This is a genomic window from Nocardia sp. NPDC055050 (assembly GCF_053608345.1).
On sequence record NZ_JBSGVG010000006.1, the window covers coordinates 81,482 to 103,181 of the forward strand.

Here is a 21,700-nt window from a genome sequence, read left to right on the forward strand (position 1 = left end):
CGGCTCGCGGTAACGCGAATCGGATTGTATGGTTCACACAGGGCTGTCCCAGTCACCGGAGTTGTTGACGGACGGACAGTTCGTGTCACTCTGGTCCCGAATCGTGTGTGTGCCAACAACATTGACGTTGCGAGCGCCGACCCGACCGTATCGCGGTCGACCCCCACGCATCGCCGGATGACTCCCGAGGTGTCTACCCCGGGCAGCTCCGCGACTCATGAGTTCGCCCCCGAATTATCGCGATGACGCGGAAGCCGTTGTAGTGCAGGCGATTACGCCGCACACCTGGAACCGGCAGTCGGCTGTCCCTGCTGTGTTCCCCGCCTGAAGTATCCGTAAACCATTGTGGTACAGCACAATTGTAGGTTTCAAACTTGGAACATGTTGGAATGCTTGACATCTCGAGCTTCCTCTACAAAACTACCCGTCGGTAGCCAGCGAACGGGACGCTCGACCCCGTCGGCTGCGAGAGGTGACTCCCTACGACTGCCCCGCCGGAAACTCCATAAACCCGTGTCCGGCAGTTGCCGGTGAACCTCTCCGCATCGTGACCACACCAAAGGAGCTCAGCGCTATGGATAATCCCGCGCTACCCGCAGCACAGCACTCGGGTGACCAGCACTCGGGCGACCAAGTGGTGGTCATGCCCAGACCGGCCGGACCGACCGAGCAGCTGGCGCTGGTCACCGCACGACTGCGGGAACTGCTCATCACCGGTGAGGATTTCGACGCGATCTACACCCACATCCTGGCCGCTCCCGGCAAACGGGTGCGGGCCCGGTTGGTCCTGGCCTGCGCCGGGTTGCTCCCCGACGCCGCCGACACCGCTGCCCCGCTGGGCGACGCCGTCGACCTGGCCTGCGCGATGGAGATGCTGCACGAATCCTCGCTGGTCCACGACGACATCTGCGACGGATCGCTGCTGCGCCGCGACGCACCGTCGGTGCCCGCCGCGTTCGGCGTGCGCACCAGTGCCCGCGCCGGATTCCACCTGGCCGGCGCATCGATGCAGGTCGTCGCCCGCGTGCTGACCGACAACCCCGAGGTCTTCGCGCGGGTCGGTGAGGCGCCCGGCATCACCTACGCCGACCGGCTCTCCGACCTGTCCTACGGTCAGCTCATCGAGACCCTGCCGCCCTCGATCGACGAGGTCGCGCTGCGCCGCCACTACGAACTCGTGGCAGGGGCCAAGACCGGCACCCTGTTCCGGCTGTCGTGCGCGTACGGCGGCACCGCGGGCGGGGTCGATCTCGACCGGCTCTACGCCCTGATGGAGTACGCCGACCAGCTCGCGCTCGCCTTCCAGATCATGGACGACGTCCGCGACATCGAGGGCGGACCGGGCCTGGGCAAGGACGCCGGCGGTGACCTCGAACGCCGGGTGCCGACCTGGCCGGTCATCGAATGGCTCGGCTCGCGGCCCGGCGCCCGCGAAATGTGGCTGGACGCAGAGATTTCCAGCGCGACCCTGCAGGAAGACCTGGTCGAGAGCGGTGCCACCAAAGCGGCCCGCCTGGTCGCGATGGACGCCACCGAGAAGGCCACCCGCGCACTCGACGTCTTTCCCCCTTCCCTCGCGCGCGACGACCTGCGCGAACTTCTCGAGCAGGTGATCTCCCGATGAGCTCAGCACGACTTCCCCTCCTGATCCGCGGACTGCGCAACCTACGCCGCGCACCGGATCTGGACGCACTGCGCGCCGCGCGGTCACCGCAGGAACTGGCCGCGCTCGCGCTGATCCCCGCGGGCCGCAACCTGGGCATCGCCGTCGGTCTGCTGCCTGCGACCTTGCGCGACGAGGCCACCGCAGCGCTGCTCGCCTGTCGTGTGCTCGACGCTTTCGAAGACCTCAGCGATCGCGCGGTAGCCAGCGGCGCCGTGCTGGCGGCAGTGGATTACCTCAACGGCGCGAGCGACACCCTCCCACCGCCGCTGCCCGCGCTCGAGGGCAAGATCCGCGACAGCGAAGCCGTCGACCGGGTACTCGCCGAGCGCATCGCCGACATCAGGGCGCTGCTCGCGGCGTTGTCCGAGCAGGGTCGCGAGCGGGTCGGGCTGGTGCTCACCGATGTGGGCCGGGTCATGGCGCGCAATATCGACGCACCGCTGACCCGCGTGGCCTACAGCGAAGGCGTGCTCGGCCGGATCACCCATTACGCCTGCGCCCTGGTCGCCGAAGATGTGCTGCCCGAAGCGGATCTGCGGGAACTGACGGGTTGTGTCGCCGTGATCGCCCAGTCGGCCAACGACCTGCGCGACAACGAACTCGCGATCTACGGCGCCGCCGACCGTGAGGAACTCACCCGGATGGTGATGCTGCGCCAGCTCACCCCCGCCCTCGGCGGCTTCGCGCTGCTGGCCAAGCTCGGTCCCGGCACGCCGAGCCTGGGCGCGCGGGCGGCGATGGCGTACATGACGATCACGACCTCGGCGTTCCTGTGTGGCGCGGTCGGGGCGCCCGCCCCCTTCCGGCGCCCGGTCGCCGCGGCCACGCTGGCCGCCGCCTCGTCCACCTACTGGACCACGATGCTCGAGCGTGTGCGCCGCAGTGGCGACGCCGCGATCCATCAGATGCTCGACGCCTCACCGGATTTCACCACCGGCTCGGCGTCGGCCTCGCAGGTGCTCGGTGCGGGCGACCTGGCTTCGACGGAAACCTCGTTGATGCCGCTGATCGTCGACACCACCTTCGCGCTGGTGCAAACCCTGCCCGAAGGCCGCCTGACCGGCGAACTCTCCGACTCGGCGATCCGCACCATGATGATCGCCGATCACCTGGCCTTCGGTGCCATGGAGCGGGTGCCGAGCCACGAACCCGACGCGATCCGGGCGCTGGCCACACGGCTGCAGCTCGCCGCTCTCGACAACAGCAGCCACCAGTAGTCGAGGAACACCTCCTCGATGATCGTCACTACTAGCGAAGGAGCTCTCCCATGAGCACCGGAACGCCCGTCGCGCCCACAGAGAAACCGCCGTTCAGCCGGCGCGTGTTCAAACTCGAGCACGCATCCAACGTCGGCCCGCTGCTCCACATCGCGTTGTGGATCGGCATGACCGCAGCCGCGCTGTTCATCCCCGGCACCTCCACCTGGTACATCGCGGTACCGCTGATCATCGTGCTCTCGCTGCTGAACCTCTCGCTGACCATCGGCGTGATGCACATGCACACCCATCGCCCGCTGTTCGTGTCCAAGTTCCCCAACCGGGTGGTCGACATCCTGTGCTGCCTGCCCGGCAACCTGACCGCGGCCGAGATGCGCGAGGTGCACGTCCTCAACCATCACCGGTTCAACGACGGCCCGGGCGATGTCACCGCGACCACCGGCCTGGACAAGGGCATCGGCGCCCTCTGGTACTGGGTCCGCTACGGCATGGTCGTCAAGATCCACACGGTGCGGACGGTGTTCGCCGCGAACCCGGCGCCGCGCCGTCGTAAGACGCGTCACCAGTTCATCTTCGATCTCGCGGTGTACACCCTCGTGATCGGCTCTGTCTGGTATGTCGCGGGCTTCGAGAAGTTCGTGCTGTTCTACTGGGTGCCGTTCCTGATCACCCAGGTCAACGCCGGCTACTTCGCCTGGCTGAGCCACGCTCCCGCACGCGGATTCACCGATGAGCCGAGCACCTCGCTGAACAACGCGGGCAACATCCTCAACTTCCTGATCTTCAACCAGGGCTACCACAGCGTGCACCACCGCTACCCCGGCATCCACTGGAGCCAGATCCCCGACAAGCTCGACTACATGCGTGACGTGAACCCCGGCGTCATCGTGCCGTATTGGATGGTGGCGCAGTCGGGTTGGCGTCTGGTCGTGCCCGGCGGCTTCCTCAACGAGGGGTACGGCAACAAGTGGAAGGCGCGCCTGGAGTCGCGTCTGGAAGCGGGCACCGTTCGCTCACGCTACCTGCCGTGGTTCGCATGGATCTGATGTCACCGCAACAGGTTCGGGGCGTGGTGACGAGCCCCTCGCGGCTCGTCCCGTTCCTGTTCTCCTTCGCCGTCTACGGTTTCGCCGGCATCACGGTGCCGCTGATGCTGCTGTTCGCCGGCGGCTGGTGGCTGCCCAAGACGGTGGACAAGGGACCGCACCTGTCCGCGGTCCCCGCGATCGCGATCGACCTGGTGCTGCTCGCCTTGTTCGCGCTGCAGCACTCGGGCATGGCCCGGCCCTCGTTCAAGGCGTTCATCACCCGCTGGGTGCCCGAGGCGCTCGAGCGCACCGTCTACATCATCGGCGTGTGCCTGGTGATGTGGGTGATCATGCTGGCGTGGCAGCCGGTGCCGCACGTGCTGTGGTCGGCCGACGGCGCGCTCGCGGTGGTGCTCGACACCGGGTTCTGGATCGGCTTCGTGCTGGTCTACGCGGCTACCCTGCTGCTGAACCACTTCCACCTGCTCGGCATCAGTCAGGCCTACCGCCAGTACGTGATCCAGGTACCGGACGCGACGGTCGACCGTCTGCAGGTGAACGGCGTCTACAAGCTGGTTCGTCATCCGCTGATGACCGGTCTGCTGGTGTCGTTCTGGTTCGCCAGTGAGTTCACCGTCGGACACCTGGTGTGGGCGCTCGGGCTGACCGGGTACATCCTGCTCGGAACCTACCTGGAGGAGCGCGATCTCATCGCTCGTTTCGGTGCGTCCTATCGCGCGTACGCCGCGCAGGTGCCCGCGTTCTTCCCGTCCGTGCGCGCCATTTTCGGCCGATCGTCTCGGTAACCGGCACGGCCGGGCCGAGTCTGGAGAGGAATCGTCGTGAACAGTCCCGTTCGAGAACGTACTGAACACAGCTCCACAGCGACCGGCCCGGTCCGTGGCGTGGGCCGAGCCCACGCCAAGGCGATCCTGCTGGGTGAGCACACCGTGGTGCACGGGACACCCGCCATCGCGTTTCCGCTGCCCACCCTGTCGGTGCGGGCGGTCGCGCGTCCCGGCACCCCCGGCGGCATCGTCGAGGTTCCCGAAGGACACTTCGGGTTCGTCGCGGGCAACCCGAATGCCGCGGAGAACACGTTGTCCGGACCGCGCGTAGCGGTCGAGGAGGCATTGCGGCGCTGGGGCCTGACCGGCCATATCGCCGATGTGGTGATGGAGTGCGACATTCCGCTCGCTCGCGGGCTCGGCTCGAGCGCGGCGTGCGCCGGCGCGGCCGTGCGTGCCGTCGCCGACCTGCACGGCCGAACCGTCGACGCCGCCACGCTCTACGAACTCGTGCAGTGTGGTGAACAGGTCGCGCACGGCAGAGCCAGCGGCATCGATGCGAGCGCGGTGCTGGCCGACGGCCCGATCCTGTTCCGCGAGGGCACCGCCACCGCACTCGATATCGGTCTCGACGCCGCGCTGGTGATCGCCGATACCGGGGTGCCCGGGTCCACCCAGCACGCGGTCGCCGGGGTGCGCCGCACACTCGACCGGGACCCGCGGTCCGCGCGCCGCGTGCTGACCAGGGCCGGCGAGCTGATCGGCGGCGCAGCGGCCGATCTCGCGGCGGGCGACGCCGCGTCGCTGGGCCGGGCGATGCTCGACTTCCAGGACCTGCTCGCCGAACTCGGCGTGAGCACCCCGCATATCGACACACTGGTCGCCGCGGCGCTGGAGGCGGGCGCGTACGGCGCCAAGCTCACCGGCGCCGGTCTCGGCGGCTGCGTCCTCGCGCTCACCGAGACCGGTGACGCGCGCACGGTCAGCGCCGCGTTGCGCCGCGCAGGCGCGGTACAGACCTGGACGGTCCCCACCCGCAGCCTGCGTTCAGGCGCGGAGTCCCTATCCGTCTCGACCTCGGAACACGGTGTCAATCCATGACTTTCACTCCCGCATCACCCGCGGTCGCCGAGCGCGGCGCCGTGACCGGGCCGTCCGCCGAGTCGGTCGCGTACCCGAACATCGCCCTGGTGAAGTACTGGGGCAAGCGGGACGAAGCCCTGTTCCTGCCCGTCACGGGCAGCCTGTCGATGACCCTCGACATCTTCCCGACCACCACATCGGTGCGGGTGATCGAGGGACCGGCCGATGTCGTCGAGTTCAACGGTGTCGCGGCCACCGGAGCCGCGCGTACCCGCATCGAGACGTTCCTGGATCTGGTGCGCGCCAAGGCCGGTCGTGCCGACCGTGCGATGGTGGTGACGTCCAACGCCGGGCCCACCGGCGCCGGTCTGGCCTCCTCGGCGAGCGGCTTCGCGGCCCTGGCCACCGCTGCGGCGGCCGCCTATGAGCTCGACCTCGACGGTCGCGCCCTGTCGCGACTGGCCCGGCGCGGCTCCGGCTCCGCCTCGCGCTCCATCTTCGGTGGATTCGTCGTCTGGCACGCCGGTGACGGCGAAGGCGAAGCGGGGGACCTGAGTTCGTTCGCGGAGCCGATCGGCGGCGACGAGCTGGATCCGGCTCTGGTGGTCGCCGTGGTGAACCAGGGCGCGAAGGCCGTCTCGAGCCGGGTCGCCATGCGCGAGACAACCGCCACCTCGCCGTTCTATCGGCCGTGGGCCGATTCGTCGGTGCTCGATCTGGCGGAGATGCGCAAAGCCATTGCACGACAGGACCTTCCCGCGATCGGGGAGATCGCCGAGCGCAACGCCCTCGGCATGCACGCCACCATGCTTACCGCTCGACCCGGAATCCGGTACCTGTCACCGCATTCGATCGCCATCCTCGACGCGGTCCTCGCGCTGCGCGCCGACGGGATCATGGCCTACGCCACGATCGACGCGGGTCCGAACGTCAAAGTGTTGTGCTCGCGTGCGGACGCGCCACTGGTCGATGCCACCCTGAACGGACTCGGCGACTTCGTCACCACCCGGATCGCGCACATCGGTCCCGGTGCGTCGCTGACCACGGCCGGTGCACCGGCGGCGGGTGACGATCGATGACCAGTTGTCGCGCACCGGGCAAGCTCTTCATCGCCGGTGAATACGCCGTGGTCGAGCCGGGACACCTCGCGGTGCTCACGGCGGTCGACCGCTACGCGACCGCCACGGTCACGGCGGCGGATCCCGGCGACGGCATCACCGTGCACTCGGATCTGGACGGCGGTGTCACGCTGTCGTGTGGGCGTCACGGTGACGAATTGGCACCGATCTCCGATGCTGGTGTACCAGCGGCATTTTCCTATGTCTTCGCGGCCGTTTCGCTGGTTCACCGGCTGCTCCTGGAACGGGGCGTCCCCGTCTCCGACTTCCGGCTGAGCGTCACCGCCGACCTCGGCGACGCCGATGGTCGCAAGTTCGGCTTGGGGTCCAGCGCGGCCGTCACGGTGGCCACCGTCGCCGCCCTCGGGCAGCACTTCGCCCTCGGGCTCGATCCCATGGACCGGTACCGGCTGGCCATGCTCGCCACGATCGCGGTCAATCCGCGCGCTTCGGGCGGCGATGTCGCCGTGAGCACCTGGGGCGGCTGGCTCGCCTATCGATCCCCGGACCGTGCGCAGGTGGCGGCCTCGCTGGCCCGTGACGGCGTCGACGCGACCCTGCGTTCCCCGTGGCCGGGCCTGTCGGTGCGCCCGCTGCCCACCCCGACCGAGCTCACCCTGCAGGTCGGCTGGACCGGGAACCCGGCCTCCACACCGGCGCTGGTCGCCGGCCTCGACGGCGACCGCAGCACCTTCCGGGCGCACAGCAACGAGTGTGTCGAACGGCTGGTCGCCGCCATCGAAGCCGATGACTCCCGCGCTGTGCGAGTCGAAATCGACAGCGCGCGAACACTGCTCGTCGATCTCGACGCGACGTCGGGCCTGGGCATCATGACACCGCGTCTGCACGCACTGTGCGACGCGGGCGCCGCGGTGGGTGCGGCGGCGAAACCCTCGGGCGCCGGTGGTGGTGACTGCGGTATCGCGCTCATCGAACGCACCCGCCCCGCGGCGATCGCCGAGCTCACCGGGCGCTGGATCACCGCCGGAATCCGCCCGCTGTCCCTGCGAACCCACCTTGTCGAAGGGGACCCACGATGATCGCCGATCGCAAGGACGACCACGTTCGCCACGCGGTGAACCACCACCGCCAGGCCACCGGAGTCAGTGACTTCGACTCTGTCACCTTCGTCCACCACGCCCTCGCCGGCATCGATGCCGAGGATGTCTCCCTGGCCGTCGAAGTCGCGGGAAAGCAGTGGAACACACCGCTGTTCGTGAACGCGATGACCGGCGGCAGCACCAAGACCGGCGAGATCAACCGCCAGCTCGCCATCGCCGCGCGCGAGACCGGCATCCCCATCGCCTCGGGCTCGATGAGTGCCTACTTCCGTGATCCGTCGGTCGCGGGCACCTATCGCGTGCTGCGCCAAGAGAACCCGCACGGATTCGTGATGGCCAACGTCAACGCGAACGCGACCGTCGACCAGGTGCGCAGCGCCATCGATCTGCTCGAGGCCGATGCGTTGCAGATCCATCTCAACGCCGTGCAGGAAGTGGTCATGCCCGAGGGCGACCGCTCGTTCGGGGCGTGGCCGCGCCAGATCGAACGCATCGTCGCCGATACCGCGGTGCCGGTCTTCGTCAAGGAAGTCGGGTTCGGCCTGAGCAGGCAGACCGTCACCTGGTTGCGCGACGCGGGTGTGTCCGTGGCCGATGTAGGCGGCCGCGGCGGCACGAACTTCGCTCGCATCGAGAACGATCGGCGTGTGGGCGGTGACTTCGGGTTCATCGAGAGCTGGGGCCAGTCCACCCCGAACTGCCTGCTCGACTGCGCCGGCATCCCCGGCATCGACATCGCCGCCACCGGTGGCATCCGCTCGCCACTGGACATCGCGCGCGCACTCGCGCTGGGCGCCGACGCGACCGGCGTCGCGGGCGCGTTCCTGGAAACTCTGGTCAGCCACGACACCGCCGCCCTGGTCGACAAGATCGGGACCTGGCTCGACCAGTTGCGCACCATCCTCACCGTCCTCGGCGCCCGCACCCCCGCCGATCTGGTCGGCGCCGACCTGCTCGTCACCGGCGATGTCGCGAACTTCTGCCTGCTTCGCGGCATCGACGCCGCAGCACTTGCCCACCGGAGCCCCTGGTGGCGTGAATCCGAAAATCGAGAAGGAGTCACCCATGAATGACATGTCGTACGCGGCGGTGCCGCTGCAGTGGGTGGGGCCTGTCCGCATTACCGGAAATGTCGTCGACGACGCCGTCGACGTTCCCCTCGCCACCTACGAAACCCCGCTGTGGCCCTCGGTCGGGCGCGGCGCGCGCATCAGCACCCTGGCCGAGAAGGGCATCGTCGCGACGCTGATCGACGAGCGGATGACGCGCTCGATCCTGCTGGAAGCCGACGACGCGTACACCGCCTACACCACGGTCGGGCAGTTGGAAGGCCGCATGGCCGAGCTCCAGGAGGTGGTCGCCGGCAGCAGTCGTTTCGCCCGGCTCATCGACCTGCACCACCAGATCACCGGCAACCTGCTGTTCCTGCGCTTCGAGTTCACCACCGGCGACGCGTCGGGCCACAACATGGCGACCCTGGCCAGTGACCACCTGATGGATCACATCCTGTCGACCATGCCCGGGGTGCGCTACGGCTCGATCTCGGGCAACTACTGCACCGACAAGAAGGCCACCGCGGTCAACGGCATTCTCGGTCGCGGCAAGAACGTGATCACCGAACTGCTCATCCCGCGCGAGGTGGTCGAGCAGCGCCTGCACACCACCGCGGCGCAGGTGACCCAGCTCAATATCCGCAAGAACCTGATCGGCACCCTGCTGGCGGGTGGAATCCGTTCCGCCAACGCGCATTACGCCAACATGCTGCTCGCGTACTACCTGGCGACCGGCCAGGACGCCGCCAATATCGTCGAAGGATCCCAGGGCATCACCCATGCCGAGGATCGTGACGGCGACCTCTACTTCTCGTGCACCCTGCCCAACCTGATCGTGGGCACGGTCGGCAACGGCAAGCACGCGAGTTTCGTCGACGAGAACCTGGAACGCCTCGGCTGCCGCGAAGACCGGCAGCCCGGCGAGAACGCCCGACGCCTCGCGGTGATCGGGGCGGCCACCGTGTTGTGCGGGGAGCTGTCGCTGATGGCGGCACAGACCAACCGCGGTGAATTGATGCGTGCCCATACCCAATTCGAGCGGTCCACCACGAGCAACGGAAGCCCACGATGACAACTACACCGGTCGGTATCCACGACCTCTCGTTCGCCACCACCCACTACGCTCTCGATCACGCCGTCCTCGCCGAGCGACTCGGCGTGGATCGCGACAAGTTCTACCTCGGCATCGGCCAGGAGAAGATGAGCGTCGCCGCCGCCGACGAGGACATCGTCACCATCGCCGCGGCCGCCGCCAAGCCGATCCTGGAACGGCACGGCACCGACAATATCCGCACCGTGCTGCTGGCCACCGAGACCGGTGTCGACCAGTCCAAAGCCGCTGCGCTGTACCTGCACTCGCTGATCGGGCTGCCCAACGCCGCCCGCGTCGTCGAGCTCAAGCAGGCCTGCTACGGCGGCACCGCCGGGCTGCAGTTCGCCGCGGGGCTGATCGCTCGCGACCCGTCGCAGCGGGTGCTGGTCATCGCCGCCGACATCGCGAAGTACGAACTCGACACCCCGGGTGAGCCGACCCAGGGCGCCGCCGCTGTCGCGATGCTGGTCACCGCGGATCCGGCGATCCTGGCGCTGGACCCGATTTCGGGCCTCTACAGCGCCGACATCATGGACTTCTGGCGTCCGAATTACCGGACCGAGGCCATCGTGGACGGCAAGACCTCGGTCAACGCCTACCAGAAGGCCGCCCAGGAGGCCTGGTCGGACTACCGCCGTCAGGGCGGTCGTGAGCTCGGTGAGTTCGCCGCGTTCTGCTACCACCAGCCCTTCACCAAGATGGCCTACAAGGCGCACCGGCATCTGCTCGAAAGCCAGGGCCACACCGCCGACGCCGACGCGATCGAGGCCGCCATCGGTACGACGACGACCTACAACCGCACGGTCGGCAACAGCTACACCGCCTCGCTGTACCTCGGCCTGGCCTCGCTGCTCGATCACGCGGACGACCTCACCGACAAGGCCCTGGCCATGATCAGCTACGGATCGGGCAGCGTCGCCGAATTCTTCAGCGGCACCGTGACGCCCGGCTACCGCGAGCACCTGCGGACCGAGGCGAATCTCGCCGCGATCAGCTCGCGTGAGCTGCTCGGCTACGAGCACTACCGGGCACTGCACGAGGCCACTTCGCCCAGTGACGGCGCGTACCACGCCATGGCCGAGGAAACGCGGCGTCCGTTCCGGCTGGCCGCTGTCTCCGGTCACAAACGCATCTACGAATCCCGCTGAGGTCGCCCCATGAGCAGTAACGACACCCGCCACGTCCAGGTCATGATCGTGGGCAGCGGGCTCTCCGGCCTGGGTACCGCGATCCGGCTCAGCCAGCGTGGCCTGTCCGATTTCGTGGTCATCGAACGCGGCCCCGATGTCGGCGGAACCTGGCGCGACAACACCTATCCCGGTGCGGGCTGTGATGTGCCCTCACACCTGTACTCGTATTCGTTCGCGCTCAATCCCGACTGGTCCCGCTCGTTCTCGCCCCAGCCCGAGATCGAGCAGTACCTGCGCACCGTGTCCGAACGCTACGGCGTTCGCGACAAGCACATCTTCGACTGCGCGCTGACCGGCGCCCGCTGGAACGACGCCGACGGCCGCTGGGACATCGAGACCAGCAAGGGCACCTTCACCGCCGATTTCATCGTCTCGGCGGCGGGTGTGCTCGCCGAGCCGAATCTGCCCGATATCAAGGGCATCTCGAGCTTCGAGGGCGAGATCTTCCACTCCGCGCGGTGGAACCACGACGCTACCCTGGCCGGCAAAAAGGTCGCCGTCATCGGCACCGGTTCCTCGGCGGTGCAGATCGTTCCGTCGATCGCGCCCGAGGTGGAGCACCTCGACGTGTACCAGCGCACCGCCACCTGGGTGATGCCGCAGATCTCGCGGCCGTACCTGGGACTGGAACGCTTTGCCTTCAAACGTGTTCCGGGCCTGCAACGGTTCATCCGTGCGCTGATCTACATCACGCGCGAGCTGTTCGTGATCACGCAGGTGAAGTATCCGTGGACCGGCATCGTGCTCGAGACGGTCGGGCGATTCAAGATGCGCTTCGAGATCCGTGACCCGGAGCTGCGCCGAAAAGTGCTGCCCCAGCACCGGATCGGCTGCAAGCGCATGCTCGTGTCGAACAAGTTCTACGGCGCGCTCGATCGTGACAACGTCGACGTCGTCACCGACGGCATCGCCGAGGTCCGCAGCGGTTCGATCGTCTCCGAGGACGGCACGGAGCGGGAGGTGGACGCGATCGTGCTGGCCACCGGCTTCCACGTCGCCGATTCGCCGACCTTCAACCTGTACACCGGTCGCGACGGCCGGACCGTGTCCGAGGCAGCCGATGCCGAGGGCTACCAGATGTACAAGGGCACCACGGTCGCCAATTTCCCGAACATCTTCTTCATGCTCGGCGCCAACTCCGGGTTGAACTACACCTCGCTGATCTACATCATCGAATCCCAGATCAACTACATCGTCGACGCGATCACCACGATGGAGCAGCGCAACCTGCAATCGTTCGAGGTCCGTCTGGACGCGCAGGTCGAATACAACGAGCAGTTGCAGCCGAAGATGGCCCGCACCGTGTGGGTCAACGGCGGCTGCACCAGCTGGTTCCTCGACAAGCACGGCAACAACTCGGCGCTGTGGCCGGACTTCAGCTTCAAATATCGGCGAATGGTGCGCACTTTCGACATCGACGCCTACGACACCACGACGAAGACACGATGACCGCACCGTCGACGCGTCACACCCGCGTCGCGATCATCGGCGCCGGCTTCGCCGGGCTGGGTGTGGCTGTTCGGCTGCGCCAGTTGGGGATCACCGACTTCGTCGTCCTCGAGCGGGCGAGCGACATCGGCGGCACGTGGCGCGACAACACCTATCCCGGCGCCGGGTGCGATGTGCCGTCGCAGCTGTATTCGTACTCGTTCGCCCGCAATCCGCACTGGACGCATTCGTTCTCGACACAGCCGCAGATCCAGCGGTATGTCCAGGACGTGGTCGACCGGCACGGGGTGCGCGACTCGATCGTGCTGGGCTGCGAGGTCATCGGCGCGCGCTGGAACAACCACACCGCGCGCTGGGAGATCCAGACCAGCGACGGCTCCTACACCGCCGACATCATGGTGTCGGCGGCCGGCCCGCTGAGTGCACCGAAGCTGCCCGACATCAAGGGCATCACCACCTTTCGGGGGGTGATGTTCCATTCCGCGCGCTGGGATCACGAGTTCGAGCTCGCGGGCAAGCGGGTCGCGGTGGTCGGCACCGGTGCGTCCGCGATCCAGATCGTGCCGTCCATCGCGGGCGAGGTCGCCAAGCTCGACCTGTATCAACGCAGCGCACCGTGGGTGTTGCCGCGCATGGGACGCAAGTACTCGTGGCTGGAACGCCTCTACTACCGGCGTGTTCCGGGTGCGCAGCGGTTGGCGCGGATCGGCGTGTACTGGGTGCGTGAGTCGTTCGTGCTCTGGCAGTCCAAGTACCCGCCGTTCGCCGACTTCTTCTCGCGCGGTGCGCGATTGAAGATGTGGTGGGTGATCCGGGACCGGGAGCTGCGTCGCACCGTCACGCCCGGCTACCGCCTCGGGTGCAAGCGCATGCTGGTCTCGAACGTGTACTACCCCGCGCTGGCCCGCGACAATGTCGAGGTCGTCGCCGACGGCATCGCCGAGATCCGCGAGCAGTCGATCGTCGCGAACGACGGCACCGAGCGTGAAGTCGACGCCATCGTGCTGGCGACGGGCTTCCGGATCGCCGACTCGCCGACCTACGACCTGATCAGCGGGCGCGACGGCCGCACGCTGTCCGAGGTTTTCGGTGCCGAGGGGATGAGCGGGTACAAGGGTACGACGATCGCGAACTTCCCCAACATGTTCCTGATGATCGGCCCGAACTCCGCGCTGAGCTACACCTCGGCGATCTTCACCATCGAATCCCAGATCAACTACATCAGCGACGCGATCACCACGATGGCGGCCGATGGGCTACGCACGGTCGAGGTCAAGGCGGACGCGCAGGCCGGCTACAACCGGGACCTGCAGAAGAAATTCGACGGCACCGTGTGGAACGCCGGCGACTGCACCAGCTGGTTCGTCGACGAGGACGGCCACAATGCCACGCTGTGGCCGGACTTCAGCTTCCGATTCCACCGGCTGCTGAAGAGCTTCGACGTGGCGGCCTACGAGACCACCCCGGTCAGAACGAGTTCTGCCGGGAGCTGACCGCCGGCGGTCGGGAGGAGGCGCGCAGCGGGTTCGCGGTGGGGAAGGTGATCGAGGGCAGGGTCACCCACATGCGCACCCGGGTGCCGCTCTCGTCGTGGTCGAAGGTGAGGTCCTCGGTGAGCACCCGCATCATCTCGACGCCGCGACCGCGATAGCCGGGATCGGTGGGAGTGGGAATCCAGTTGCCGTTGTCGGCGATCTCGAGGACCACCCGGTCACCGTCGCAGCGGGCCGTCAGACTCACGCGGCCCGGTTCGGAGTCGCGGTAGGCGTGTTCGACGCTGTTGCTGCAGGCCTCGTTGGCGGCCGCGACGAGGTCGGCGGCCAGGTCGTGCGGGACCGCGGCGGTGGCGAACCAGCGGTAGAGGCCGCGGCGCACGCCGGCCAATTCGGTGGCGGCGGCGGGAAAATCGAGGCTCAGCGGCTCCGGGGGCTGGCGGTAGACGACCATGGCGACGTCGTCGTCGTAGCCCGCGGGCGGGCACAGCCGCGACAGCACGGCGTCGGCGACGTCGCGGGGGAGTGCGGCGCCGGTTTCGCTGAGCACTTCGGCGATCTTGACGAAGCCCTCGGCGATGTCGTATCCGCGCTGCTCGACCAGACCGTCGGTGAACAGCACCAGGGTCGCGCCCGGCGGGAGCGCGGTCGTGGCCTCGGGCCTGCGCGGCGTGTCGAAGGTCGCCAGGGGAACCGCGCGTCCACCCTCGAGGATCCGGCCCGGCCCACCGGGAGGCGCGAGGACCGGCGGCATGTGGCCCGCGTTCGAGTACCGCACCATCCCGCGCTCTGGGTCGAGCACCGCCGCGCACACCGTCGTACACATGGCGCCCGGGATCCGGGACGCCACGGCGTCGAGTTCGGCGAGCAGCTGTGCCGGTCCGGCGCCGCGCAGCAGCAGAGCTCTTGCCGCAGTACGCAATTGGCCCATCACCACCGCGGCCGACAGGCCACGGCCGACGCAGTCGCCCACGACGACGCCGATGGTGCCGTCACGCAACGGCACCACGTCGTACCAGTCGCCGCCGATCTCCAGCGGTGGCAGGGCGGGTTCGTAGTGCACCGAGAAACGGGGCGGCAGTTCGATCGGTCCGAGCATCGCCCGCTGCAGGGTGAGCGAGGTGGCGCGCGCCTGATCGAAGTTGCGGGCGCGCTGCAGTGCGACGCTGAGATGGCCGACGAGCAATGAATACAGGGCCCAGTCGGCGGCGCTCACCGCGCGCGGCGCGCCGAAGCGCACCCACAGTGCCGCGTCACCGGTCTCGCCGAGCGGTGCGACGACCGCGTCGACCCCGCCCTCGTCACCGGTGATGGCCGACAGGCCACGGGCGGATTGCCTGCGCGAGCGATCGAGCAGGGCCTGGGTGTCGTCGTCGAGTACAACGGGGCCGTCCGCGCGCGGGCCACTCTGCCGCATCGGCGTCGCGGTGAATTGTGACGCGGTGGCGATGGTTTCGGGAGCGGGCTCCGCTTCTTCGCTGCCCGACGGCGTCACGCCGCAGGAGTAGACATCGGGGCGCCCGGTCCGGCTAGGCCAGATCGCGACCAGCGCGGTCTCGGCGCCCATGGTCCGGCGCAGCTCGTCGAGTCCGACCGCGAGGACCTCCACCATGCTCGTCGCGGCCCCGACGGCGGTGGCCAGACGCGAGGCGGCCTGGTCGCGGGCCTGTGCGTCGTGTTCGGCGGTCACATCGCGCACGGTGCCGACGAAGATCCGCTCGTCGTTCTCCTGCTTCACCAGCGAACTCGCGCTCACCGCCAGCCAGCGTTCCCGGCCGTCGCGATGCCGCACCGGCATCACGAATCGCGCTGCCTCCGTGCCGATCTGGGGGTAGCCGGTGCGATCGCTCAGTGCCCAGGGGTGCGGTAGCGGGAACGGCACCTCGGTGGCGCCGTAGCCGGTGAGTACCCCGAACGCGGAGTTCACCTCGACGATGGTGCCGTGGTCGTCGGCGACGAAGAACCCGTCCTGCAACGATTCGACGAGCGCGGTGCGAAACGCGTCGCGGCCTTCGAGATCCTCCGCGCGGGAACGCTGTTGCTCGTAGCGGCGAGTGCCGTCGAGATAGCCGCGGGTGGCGATATCGAGGGCCGCCATGGTCTGCAGCAGGAATTCCAGTGCCACTTCGGCGCGGCGCGGATCGGCCTGCGTGCCTGCGTCCTCGGCGACCGCCCGGAAGTGATGCTCGGTGAGATCGAGCAGGCTGATGCCCTCCACGAGGGCCCGCCTGCCGAGGTCGTAACCCTCCGAGAGGCCGGCCTGGCCTGGTGCGGCGACGTGGCGGCGCATGGCCGCCGAATAGTCGTCGAGAAATGCGACCAGGACAGCGCTCATCGGCAACCTCTCATCGGCCGGGTCGGTGCGAACAGACCGCGGTCTCGGGGCCTCACGGGCACGGCCCACGGAAACGCGCCGCGAGCACCAGCGCGTCGTCGGTGTCCTTCGCGTCGCGGGCGAGCAGATCGCCCGCGATGGCAGTGGCCGGTTTGGCCAGGTCCAGCGATTCCGGGCCGACCGCGACGATCCCGTCGGTCGCCATCAGCAGCAGATCGCCGGGGCGGATCGGCAGCGTCTGCGGCTGCAGGTGCGAGGGCAGCCGGTACCCGACGATGCCGCCGGTGAGCAGCATCGTGGCCCGCAGCTCCGGACCGGCCGGGCCGAGGGTGAGCAGTCGCGAATCGACATTGCCCACGCCGAGCCACTGCAGCGTCTCGCCCGGCTCGATCAACGCCAAAGACACTGCGGCGCCGCGAGTTTCGACCATCGCGCGATGACAGAGCACCATCAGCACATCCAGCGGTTCGCCACAGTTCTCGGTGAGGATGACCGTCGCGCGATCGGCGGCCTCGGCCGCGGGCGCACCGTGACCGAGCCCGTCGAGCACCGCGAACAGCACACCGGCGCCGGTGTCGAGCACGAGCGCGCGGTCACCTGAGACGTCCTGGCCGGGCAGCGCCCGACCGGCCGTCGACCACTCCATGCGCCCGATGATCCCGTCCTCATGCAACGTCGGGTACCCACTTCCACATCTCGATCAACGTCCCGCGGCCCGGGGCGGAATCGATGGTGAGGCGGTCCATCAGCCTGCGCGCGCCGGGCAGTCCGAGTCCGAGTCCGCGGCCGGTGGAATAGCCGTCCTCCAGCGCGCGGGGAATGTCGCGGATGCCGGGACCCTGGTCCTCGGCTTGGATGACGAGCGCGCGGCGACCCTCGCGCAAGTCGATGAGCAGCCTGATCTCGCCGCTTCCCGCGTAACTGGTGATGTTGCGGGCGATTTCGGAGATGGCGGTGGAGATCATCGTGCGGTCGGTGAGGGTGAACCCGAGGTCACCGGCCAACTCGCTCCCGGCCTGCCGGGCGGTGACGATGTCCTCGGACACCTTGACCGCGATCGCCACCTGCTCAGCGGCCACTGTCGCGACCGTCTCGTCGCCGCGGGTGCCGATTCAGCCAGGAGAGGCCTTCCTCGAGATCCAGCGCGGTGTGCATGTCTTCGAAGGTAAGGCCCAGTTGCACCATGGCGAAGGCGACTTCGGGTTGCAGTCCGACGATGACGGTTTCCGCGCCGCGCAACTGGGTCATGTGCGCGATGGTGCGCAACGAGCGCGCGGCGAAGGAGTCCATCACATCGATGGCGGTGACGTCGACGATGATGCCGGTCGCGCGATAGCGACTGACCTGCTTCATCAGGTCGTCCTGTAGCCGCTCGGTGTCGGCGTCGGTCAGGGCCGACTGTACCGAGGCGATCAGGTACGTGCCCTGCTTGAGAATAGGTACCGGCATGGTGGCTTGGTCAGCGCCCGTCCCGCTCGCTCAAGCGCTCGGTCACTCGGGAGACCTCGTATCCGAGGAGACGCTCGGCCTCTTCGATACCGCCCTGGAGGTCGCCGACCGCGTTCATCTTGGACAGATCGAGGCCGATGGTCACCAGGGTCAGCGCGATCTCCGAGGACAGGCCGGTGATGATCACGCTCGCGCCCATCAGGCCCGAGGCGTCGACGGTCTGCACGAGGTGGTTGGCCACCACGGAGTCGATCGCGGGCACACCGGTGATGTCGATGACGACCACCTTGGCGCGATTGGCGCGGATGGCGCGCAGCAGCTGCTCGGTGAGCTGGCGGGCGCGCTGGGAGTCCAGCACGCCGATGATCGGCAGGATGAGCAGCTGCTCGCGAACCTGCAGAACCGGGGTGGACAGCTCGCGGATGGCCTCTTGCTGGCGGCTGATGACGCGCTCGCGCTCCTGCACGAACGACACGGCCACGGTGTTGGCGATGCGGTTGGCGGCCGGTTCGTAGGCGTCGAGCACGCGATTGAGCAGCTCGAAGTTGGACTGGTACTTCTCGAAGAGGCTGCGTGCCAGGACGTCGCGCAGCAGCAGGACGATGCCGATGACCTCGTCGGTCTCGACGCCTCGCGGAATGATGCGCTCGGACAGGTCGCGGGCGTAGGCCTGCAGTGCCTCGACGCTACCGGTGACGAGCACCTCGACGTAGTTGTCGTACATCGACGTCGCCTCGGAGAAGATCTCCTCCGGGGTCATCGCGGTCAGCAGTTCGGCTTCGGTGATGCGCCGTGCCCACTCTTCCCGCAGCCCGGTGCGGTTCTGCCGCAGGTGCTCGACCAGCTGTGGCAGCAGGTTGTCGAGCGGTTGCGCCGGCAGCGAATCCGCCGAAAGACTCGTGGACACCTCGGACATGGAAACCCCTGCCCCTTTCGACGACGGACGTTTTCGGTGCGCACAGTGCGCGTTGGGCCTGAGCCTACTCATACCCCCTCTGTGGTGCTGCCCAAACGTGGCGCGCCCGGCTAATCCGGGGCGAACCCGCGTTCCAGCGCGCGCAGTGCCCGGTCGAGATAGACGGTGAGATCGGTGTCGCCGCGCTCGAGCCAGGCATCGAAGGCCGCCCGCGCGGCGGCCAGGGTGGTGCGCCCGATGGCGAGCGGAATCAGGTCGCCCGCGCCCGCGCCGAGACGGCTCGCGGCGAACTCGCCGACGGCGTGTTCCCACGCGTCGTAGTGCGCCCCCGCGCCTGCCGAGAGGGCGGGAACTCCGGAGACGAGCCGCATTCTGGTGCGCAGTTCGGGGATGTCCTCGGGGCGATATCTGTTGGCCGCCACCACGATGCGGCGCACCGCGGCCATCATCGGCTCGTCGCCGGGGACGGCGGCGAACGCGGCGCGCAGGTCGTCGACCTCGTTGTCGAACTGGTGCCACAGCACCTCGGCCTTGGTGGGGAAGTAGCGGAAGAACGTGCGTTCGCTCACCCCGGCCTCGGCGGCGATGCGTTCGACGGTGACGTCGTCGAACCCGTGTTCGGCGAACAGCTTCATCGCGATCACCTCGAGCTCGCGGCGCGTGGTGCGTGGCGGACGCCCGCGGTGCCCCGACTGCTTCGGAATCGACATCGGTGCGCGCGGCGGCGGGGCGGACATGGATACAGGATAGGGACTCGGCGAGCTTTCGACCTGCACGCGCTCTTGATTATGTCAGTGACTGACGTTAATGTGGGCGCCATGTTCGTGGCGCACCTCACATCGCCCGAGGCAGGTGTGCGCGCCGCCGAGGGAGTGATCCTGGTCATCCCGCTCGGCGCGACCGAGCAGCACGGCCCGCATCTGCCGCTGTCGACCGACAGCGATATCGCGTCGGCGGTGAGCAGGCGGGCCGCGGCCGAGCGAACCGATCTGCTGATCGCGCCTGCCGTGTCCTACGGGGCCAGCGGCGAGCATGCGGGGTTCGCGGGCACCTTGTCGATCGGACAGGCGGCGCTGGAACTGCTCGTCGTCGAGCTGTGCCGCTCCGCCACGGACACGTTTTCGCGGATCGTGCTGGTCAACGGGCACGGCGGAAACGTGGAAGCGCTGCGCCGAGCCGTCGCGCTGCTGCGGTCGGAGTCGCGTGACGTGCGGCTGTTCTCGCCCGGCTACGGCGGCGACCCGCACGCCGGGCGCACCGAGACCTCGATCCAGCTCGCGCTGCGCCCCGACCGGGTGCGCGCCGAACTGGCCGAACCGGGGGACCGCCGCCCGCTGGCCGAACTGCTGCCGCTGCTGCGCATGGGCGGGGTGCGGGCTGCCAGCCCCAACGGAATCCTCGGCGACCCCACCGGATCGAGCGCCGAAGAAGGCGCCGGCCTGCTGACGATCGCCACTACCGCACTGCTGGAAGACCTGCGCCGATGGTGGCCGCAGGATCATGAGGAAGGACCCCGATGAATCCCTGGTTCGAGACCGTTGCCGAGGCGCAGCGGCGCGCCCGCAAGCGCCTGCCGAAGTCGGTGTACGGCGCGCTGATCGCCGGATCGGAACGCGGACAGACCATCGAAGACAACCAGACCGCGTTCACCGAACTCGGTTTCGCCCCGCACTGCGCGGGCCCGATCGGCGACCGTGACCAATCGACCACGGTGCTCGGTCAGCAGGTGTCGATGCCGGTGCTGATCTCGCCGACCGGCGTGCAGGCGGTGCACCCCGACGGTGAGGTCGCGGTCGCCCGCGCCGCGGCGGCCCGCGGAATCGCCATGGGGCTCAGTTCCTTCGCGAGCAAGCCCGTCGAGGACGTTGTCGCCGCCAACCCGGCGACCCTGTTCCAGCTGTACTGGTGTGGCAACAAGGATCAGATCCTCGAGCGGATGGCCAGGGCGAAGAAGGCCGGTGCCGTGGGCCTGATCCTCACCCTGGACTGGTCGTTCTCGCACGGTCGGGACTGGGGCAGCCCGGTGATCCCGGAGTCGCTGAACCTGCGCACGATGATGAAATTCGCGCCGCAGACCCTCGCGCGCCCCCGCTGGCTCGCGACCTACCTGCGCTCGGGCAGCATCCCCGACCTCACCGCGCCCAATATGGCGGTCGGCGGCGGCGCGGCCCCCGGGTTCTTCGGCGCCTACGGCGAATGGATGCAGACCCCGGCACCCGATTGGGACGATGTCGCCTGGATCTGCGCGCAGTGGGACGGCCCGGTGCTGCTCAAGGGCGTGATGCGGGTCGACGACGCCCTGCGTGCCGTCGACGCGGGCGTCGCGGGCATCTCGGTGTCCAACCACGGCGGCAACAACCTCGACGGCACCCCCGCCGCCATCCGCGCCCTGCCGGTGCTCGCCGACGCGGTCGGCGACCAGATCGAGGTGCTCCTCGACGGCGGTATCCGGCGCGGCAGCGATGTCGTCAAGGCCGTGGCGCTCGGTGCGCGCGCGGTGCTGATCGGGCGCGCCTCCCTGTGGGGTCTGGCGGCCAACGGCCAGGCCGGTGTCGAGAACGTACTCGACATCCTGCGTGGCGGTATCGATTCGGCGCTGCTGGGTCTGCGCAAGACCTCGATCACCGACCTGACCCGCGACGACATCATCGTTCCCGCCGGTTTCGAACGCGCGTTGGGCGTCGTTTCGGGTCGAAAGGATTCCGGCGAAGGGGATTTCGCTACCAACGGAACTGTCGTGAGCGGCGCCGCTGCTGGATAGT

General features: G+C 68.4%; 20 protein-coding genes. 14 read left to right on the forward strand and 6 right to left on the reverse strand.

Annotated features, from left to right (window positions below):
* The first annotated feature begins 574 nt into the window (after positions 1-574).
* From ACWGCN_RS08545 to ACWGCN_RS08600, 12 genes are read left to right on the forward strand one after another with little or no spacing between them, the layout of a single operon-like run.
* The gene (locus ACWGCN_RS08545; protein WP_378656323.1) at positions 575-1,624 is read left to right on the forward strand and encodes a polyprenyl synthetase family protein; all 1,050 of its coding nucleotides are present in this window, start codon (positions 575-577) and stop codon (positions 1,622-1,624) included.
* Entirely contained in the window at positions 1,621-2,883 is a 1,263-nt protein-coding gene (locus tag ACWGCN_RS08550; protein ID WP_452457546.1) for a hypothetical protein, read from the forward strand. The genes ACWGCN_RS08545 and ACWGCN_RS08550 overlap by 4 nt, the downstream gene beginning before the upstream one ends.
* 50 nt (positions 2,884-2,933) lie before the next feature.
* Positions 2,934-3,929, forward strand: coding sequence for a fatty acid desaturase (locus ACWGCN_RS08555; protein WP_378988261.1), 996 nt, complete (start codon positions 2,934-2,936; stop codon positions 3,927-3,929).
* A complete protein-coding gene (locus tag ACWGCN_RS08560) occupies positions 3,920-4,717 on the forward strand; it encodes a methyltransferase family protein (protein WP_378627342.1) in 798 nt (265 codons plus the stop codon). The genes ACWGCN_RS08555 and ACWGCN_RS08560 overlap by 10 nt, the downstream gene beginning before the upstream one ends.
* A gap of 36 nt (positions 4,718-4,753) precedes the next feature.
* Positions 4,754-5,800, forward strand: coding sequence for a mevalonate kinase (gene mvk, locus ACWGCN_RS08565; protein ID WP_452457547.1), 1,047 nt, complete (start codon positions 4,754-4,756; stop codon positions 5,798-5,800).
* Complete coding sequence (gene mvaD, locus ACWGCN_RS08570) at positions 5,797-6,861, forward strand: diphosphomevalonate decarboxylase (protein WP_452457548.1); 1,065 nt, start codon at positions 5,797-5,799, stop codon at positions 6,859-6,861. Before mvk ends, mvaD begins: the two co-directional genes overlap by 4 nt.
* A complete protein-coding gene (locus ACWGCN_RS08575) occupies positions 6,858-7,940 on the forward strand; it encodes a phosphomevalonate kinase (RefSeq protein ID WP_452457549.1) in 1,083 nt (360 codons plus the stop codon). The genes mvaD and ACWGCN_RS08575 overlap by 4 nt, the downstream gene beginning before the upstream one ends.
* On the forward strand, positions 7,937-9,034 hold the full coding sequence (fni, locus tag ACWGCN_RS08580; protein ID WP_378988249.1) for a type 2 isopentenyl-diphosphate Delta-isomerase: 1,098 nt from the start codon (positions 7,937-7,939) through the stop codon (positions 9,032-9,034). Before ACWGCN_RS08575 ends, fni begins: the two co-directional genes overlap by 4 nt.
* The gene (locus ACWGCN_RS08585) at positions 9,027-10,085 is read left to right on the forward strand and encodes a hydroxymethylglutaryl-CoA reductase (protein WP_378988246.1); all 1,059 of its coding nucleotides are present in this window, start codon (positions 9,027-9,029) and stop codon (positions 10,083-10,085) included. The genes fni and ACWGCN_RS08585 overlap by 8 nt, the downstream gene beginning before the upstream one ends.
* The gene (locus ACWGCN_RS08590) at positions 10,082-11,254 is read left to right on the forward strand and encodes a hydroxymethylglutaryl-CoA synthase (protein WP_378988243.1); all 1,173 of its coding nucleotides are present in this window, start codon (positions 10,082-10,084) and stop codon (positions 11,252-11,254) included. Before ACWGCN_RS08585 ends, ACWGCN_RS08590 begins: the two co-directional genes overlap by 4 nt.
* Positions 11,255-11,263: 9 nt before the next feature.
* The gene (locus ACWGCN_RS08595) at positions 11,264-12,745 is read left to right on the forward strand and encodes a flavin-containing monooxygenase (RefSeq protein WP_378627352.1); all 1,482 of its coding nucleotides are present in this window, start codon (positions 11,264-11,266) and stop codon (positions 12,743-12,745) included.
* Positions 12,742-14,238 (forward strand): flavin-containing monooxygenase, encoded by a 1,497-nt coding sequence (locus tag ACWGCN_RS08600; RefSeq protein WP_452457550.1) that lies wholly within the window; start codon positions 12,742-12,744, stop codon positions 14,236-14,238. Before ACWGCN_RS08595 ends, ACWGCN_RS08600 begins: the two co-directional genes overlap by 4 nt.
* Here ACWGCN_RS08600 and ACWGCN_RS08605 read toward each other — a convergent pair.
* The 6 genes from ACWGCN_RS08605 to mftR all read right to left on the reverse strand — a co-directional run bounded on the left by ACWGCN_RS08605 (position 14,213) and on the right by mftR (position 19,675).
* Positions 14,213-16,573: a SpoIIE family protein phosphatase gene (locus ACWGCN_RS08605; protein ID WP_378988237.1), complete on the reverse strand. Its 2,361-nt coding sequence runs from the start codon at positions 16,571-16,573 to the stop codon at positions 14,213-14,215. The genes ACWGCN_RS08600 and ACWGCN_RS08605 overlap by 26 nt on opposite strands.
* Before the next feature lie 52 nt (positions 16,574-16,625).
* The gene (locus ACWGCN_RS08610; RefSeq protein WP_170112222.1) at positions 16,626-17,219 is read right to left on the reverse strand and encodes a SpoIIE family protein phosphatase; all 594 of its coding nucleotides are present in this window, start codon (positions 17,217-17,219) and stop codon (positions 16,626-16,628) included.
* A 19-nt stretch (positions 17,220-17,238) separates the two neighbouring features.
* Positions 17,239-17,652 carry an ATP-binding protein gene (locus tag ACWGCN_RS08615; RefSeq protein ID WP_056809992.1) on the reverse strand — a complete coding sequence of 138 codons (414 nt, stop codon included), beginning with the start codon at positions 17,650-17,652 and terminating at the stop codon, positions 17,239-17,241.
* Positions 17,642-18,022: an STAS domain-containing protein gene (locus tag ACWGCN_RS08620; RefSeq protein WP_056809990.1), complete on the reverse strand. Its 381-nt coding sequence runs from the start codon at positions 18,020-18,022 to the stop codon at positions 17,642-17,644. The genes ACWGCN_RS08615 and ACWGCN_RS08620 overlap by 11 nt, the downstream gene beginning before the upstream one ends.
* A gap of 10 nt (positions 18,023-18,032) precedes the next feature.
* Positions 18,033-18,938: an STAS domain-containing protein gene (locus ACWGCN_RS08625; RefSeq protein ID WP_056809988.1), complete on the reverse strand. Its 906-nt coding sequence runs from the start codon at positions 18,936-18,938 to the stop codon at positions 18,033-18,035.
* 110 nt (positions 18,939-19,048) lie between these two features.
* Positions 19,049-19,675: a mycofactocin system transcriptional regulator gene (gene mftR, locus ACWGCN_RS08630; protein ID WP_378988234.1), complete on the reverse strand. Its 627-nt coding sequence runs from the start codon at positions 19,673-19,675 to the stop codon at positions 19,049-19,051.
* A 57-nt stretch (positions 19,676-19,732) separates the two neighbouring features.
* Between mftR and mftE the strand changes: the two genes are divergently transcribed.
* Positions 19,733-20,458, forward strand: a complete 726-nt coding sequence (mftE, locus tag ACWGCN_RS08635; protein WP_452457551.1) for a mycofactocin biosynthesis peptidyl-dipeptidase MftE — start codon at positions 19,733-19,735, stop codon at positions 20,456-20,458.
* On the forward strand, positions 20,455-21,699 hold the full coding sequence (gene mftD / locus ACWGCN_RS08640; protein WP_378988231.1) for a pre-mycofactocin synthase MftD: 1,245 nt from the start codon (positions 20,455-20,457) through the stop codon (positions 21,697-21,699). Before mftE ends, mftD begins: the two co-directional genes overlap by 4 nt.
* Position 21,700: the final 1 nt, after the last annotated feature.

What these genes read in the sequence shown, in the direction of transcription:
- ACWGCN_RS08545 (WP_378656323.1), top strand. Translation starts at nt 575, where the DNA reads ATGGATAATCCCGCGCTACCCGCAGCACAGCACTCGGGTGACCAGCAC.
- ACWGCN_RS08550 (WP_452457546.1), top strand. Translation starts at nt 1,621, where the DNA reads ATGAGCTCAGCACGACTTCCCCTCCTGATCCGCGGACTGCGCAACCTA.
- ACWGCN_RS08555 (WP_378988261.1), top strand. Translation starts at nt 2,934, where the DNA reads ATGAGCACCGGAACGCCCGTCGCGCCCACAGAGAAACCGCCGTTCAGC.
- ACWGCN_RS08560 (WP_378627342.1), top strand. Translation starts at nt 3,920, where the DNA reads ATGGATCTGATGTCACCGCAACAGGTTCGGGGCGTGGTGACGAGCCCC.
- mvaD (WP_452457548.1), top strand. Translation starts at nt 5,797, where the DNA reads ATGACTTTCACTCCCGCATCACCCGCGGTCGCCGAGCGCGGCGCCGTG.
- ACWGCN_RS08575 (WP_452457549.1), top strand. Translation starts at nt 6,858, where the DNA reads ATGACCAGTTGTCGCGCACCGGGCAAGCTCTTCATCGCCGGTGAATAC.
- fni (WP_378988249.1), top strand. Translation starts at nt 7,937, where the DNA reads ATGATCGCCGATCGCAAGGACGACCACGTTCGCCACGCGGTGAACCAC.
- ACWGCN_RS08585 (WP_378988246.1), top strand. Translation starts at nt 9,027, where the DNA reads ATGAATGACATGTCGTACGCGGCGGTGCCGCTGCAGTGGGTGGGGCCT.
- ACWGCN_RS08590 (WP_378988243.1), top strand. Translation starts at nt 10,082, where the DNA reads ATGACAACTACACCGGTCGGTATCCACGACCTCTCGTTCGCCACCACC.
- ACWGCN_RS08595 (WP_378627352.1), top strand. Translation starts at nt 11,264, where the DNA reads ATGAGCAGTAACGACACCCGCCACGTCCAGGTCATGATCGTGGGCAGC.
- ACWGCN_RS08600 (WP_452457550.1), top strand. Translation starts at nt 12,742, where the DNA reads ATGACCGCACCGTCGACGCGTCACACCCGCGTCGCGATCATCGGCGCC.
- ACWGCN_RS08605 (WP_378988237.1), bottom strand. Translation starts at nt 16,573, where the DNA reads ATGAGCGCTGTCCTGGTCGCATTTCTCGACGACTATTCGGCGGCCATG.
- ACWGCN_RS08610 (WP_170112222.1), bottom strand. Translation starts at nt 17,219, where the DNA reads ATGGAGTGGTCGACGGCCGGTCGGGCGCTGCCCGGCCAGGACGTCTCA.
- ACWGCN_RS08620 (WP_056809990.1), bottom strand. Translation starts at nt 18,022, where the DNA reads ATGCCGGTACCTATTCTCAAGCAGGGCACGTACCTGATCGCCTCGGTA.
- ACWGCN_RS08625 (WP_056809988.1), bottom strand. Translation starts at nt 18,938, where the DNA reads ATGTCCGAGGTGTCCACGAGTCTTTCGGCGGATTCGCTGCCGGCGCAA.
- mftR (WP_378988234.1), bottom strand. Translation starts at nt 19,675, where the DNA reads ATGTCCGCCCCGCCGCCGCGCGCACCGATGTCGATTCCGAAGCAGTCG.
- mftD (WP_378988231.1), top strand. Translation starts at nt 20,455, where the DNA reads ATGAATCCCTGGTTCGAGACCGTTGCCGAGGCGCAGCGGCGCGCCCGC.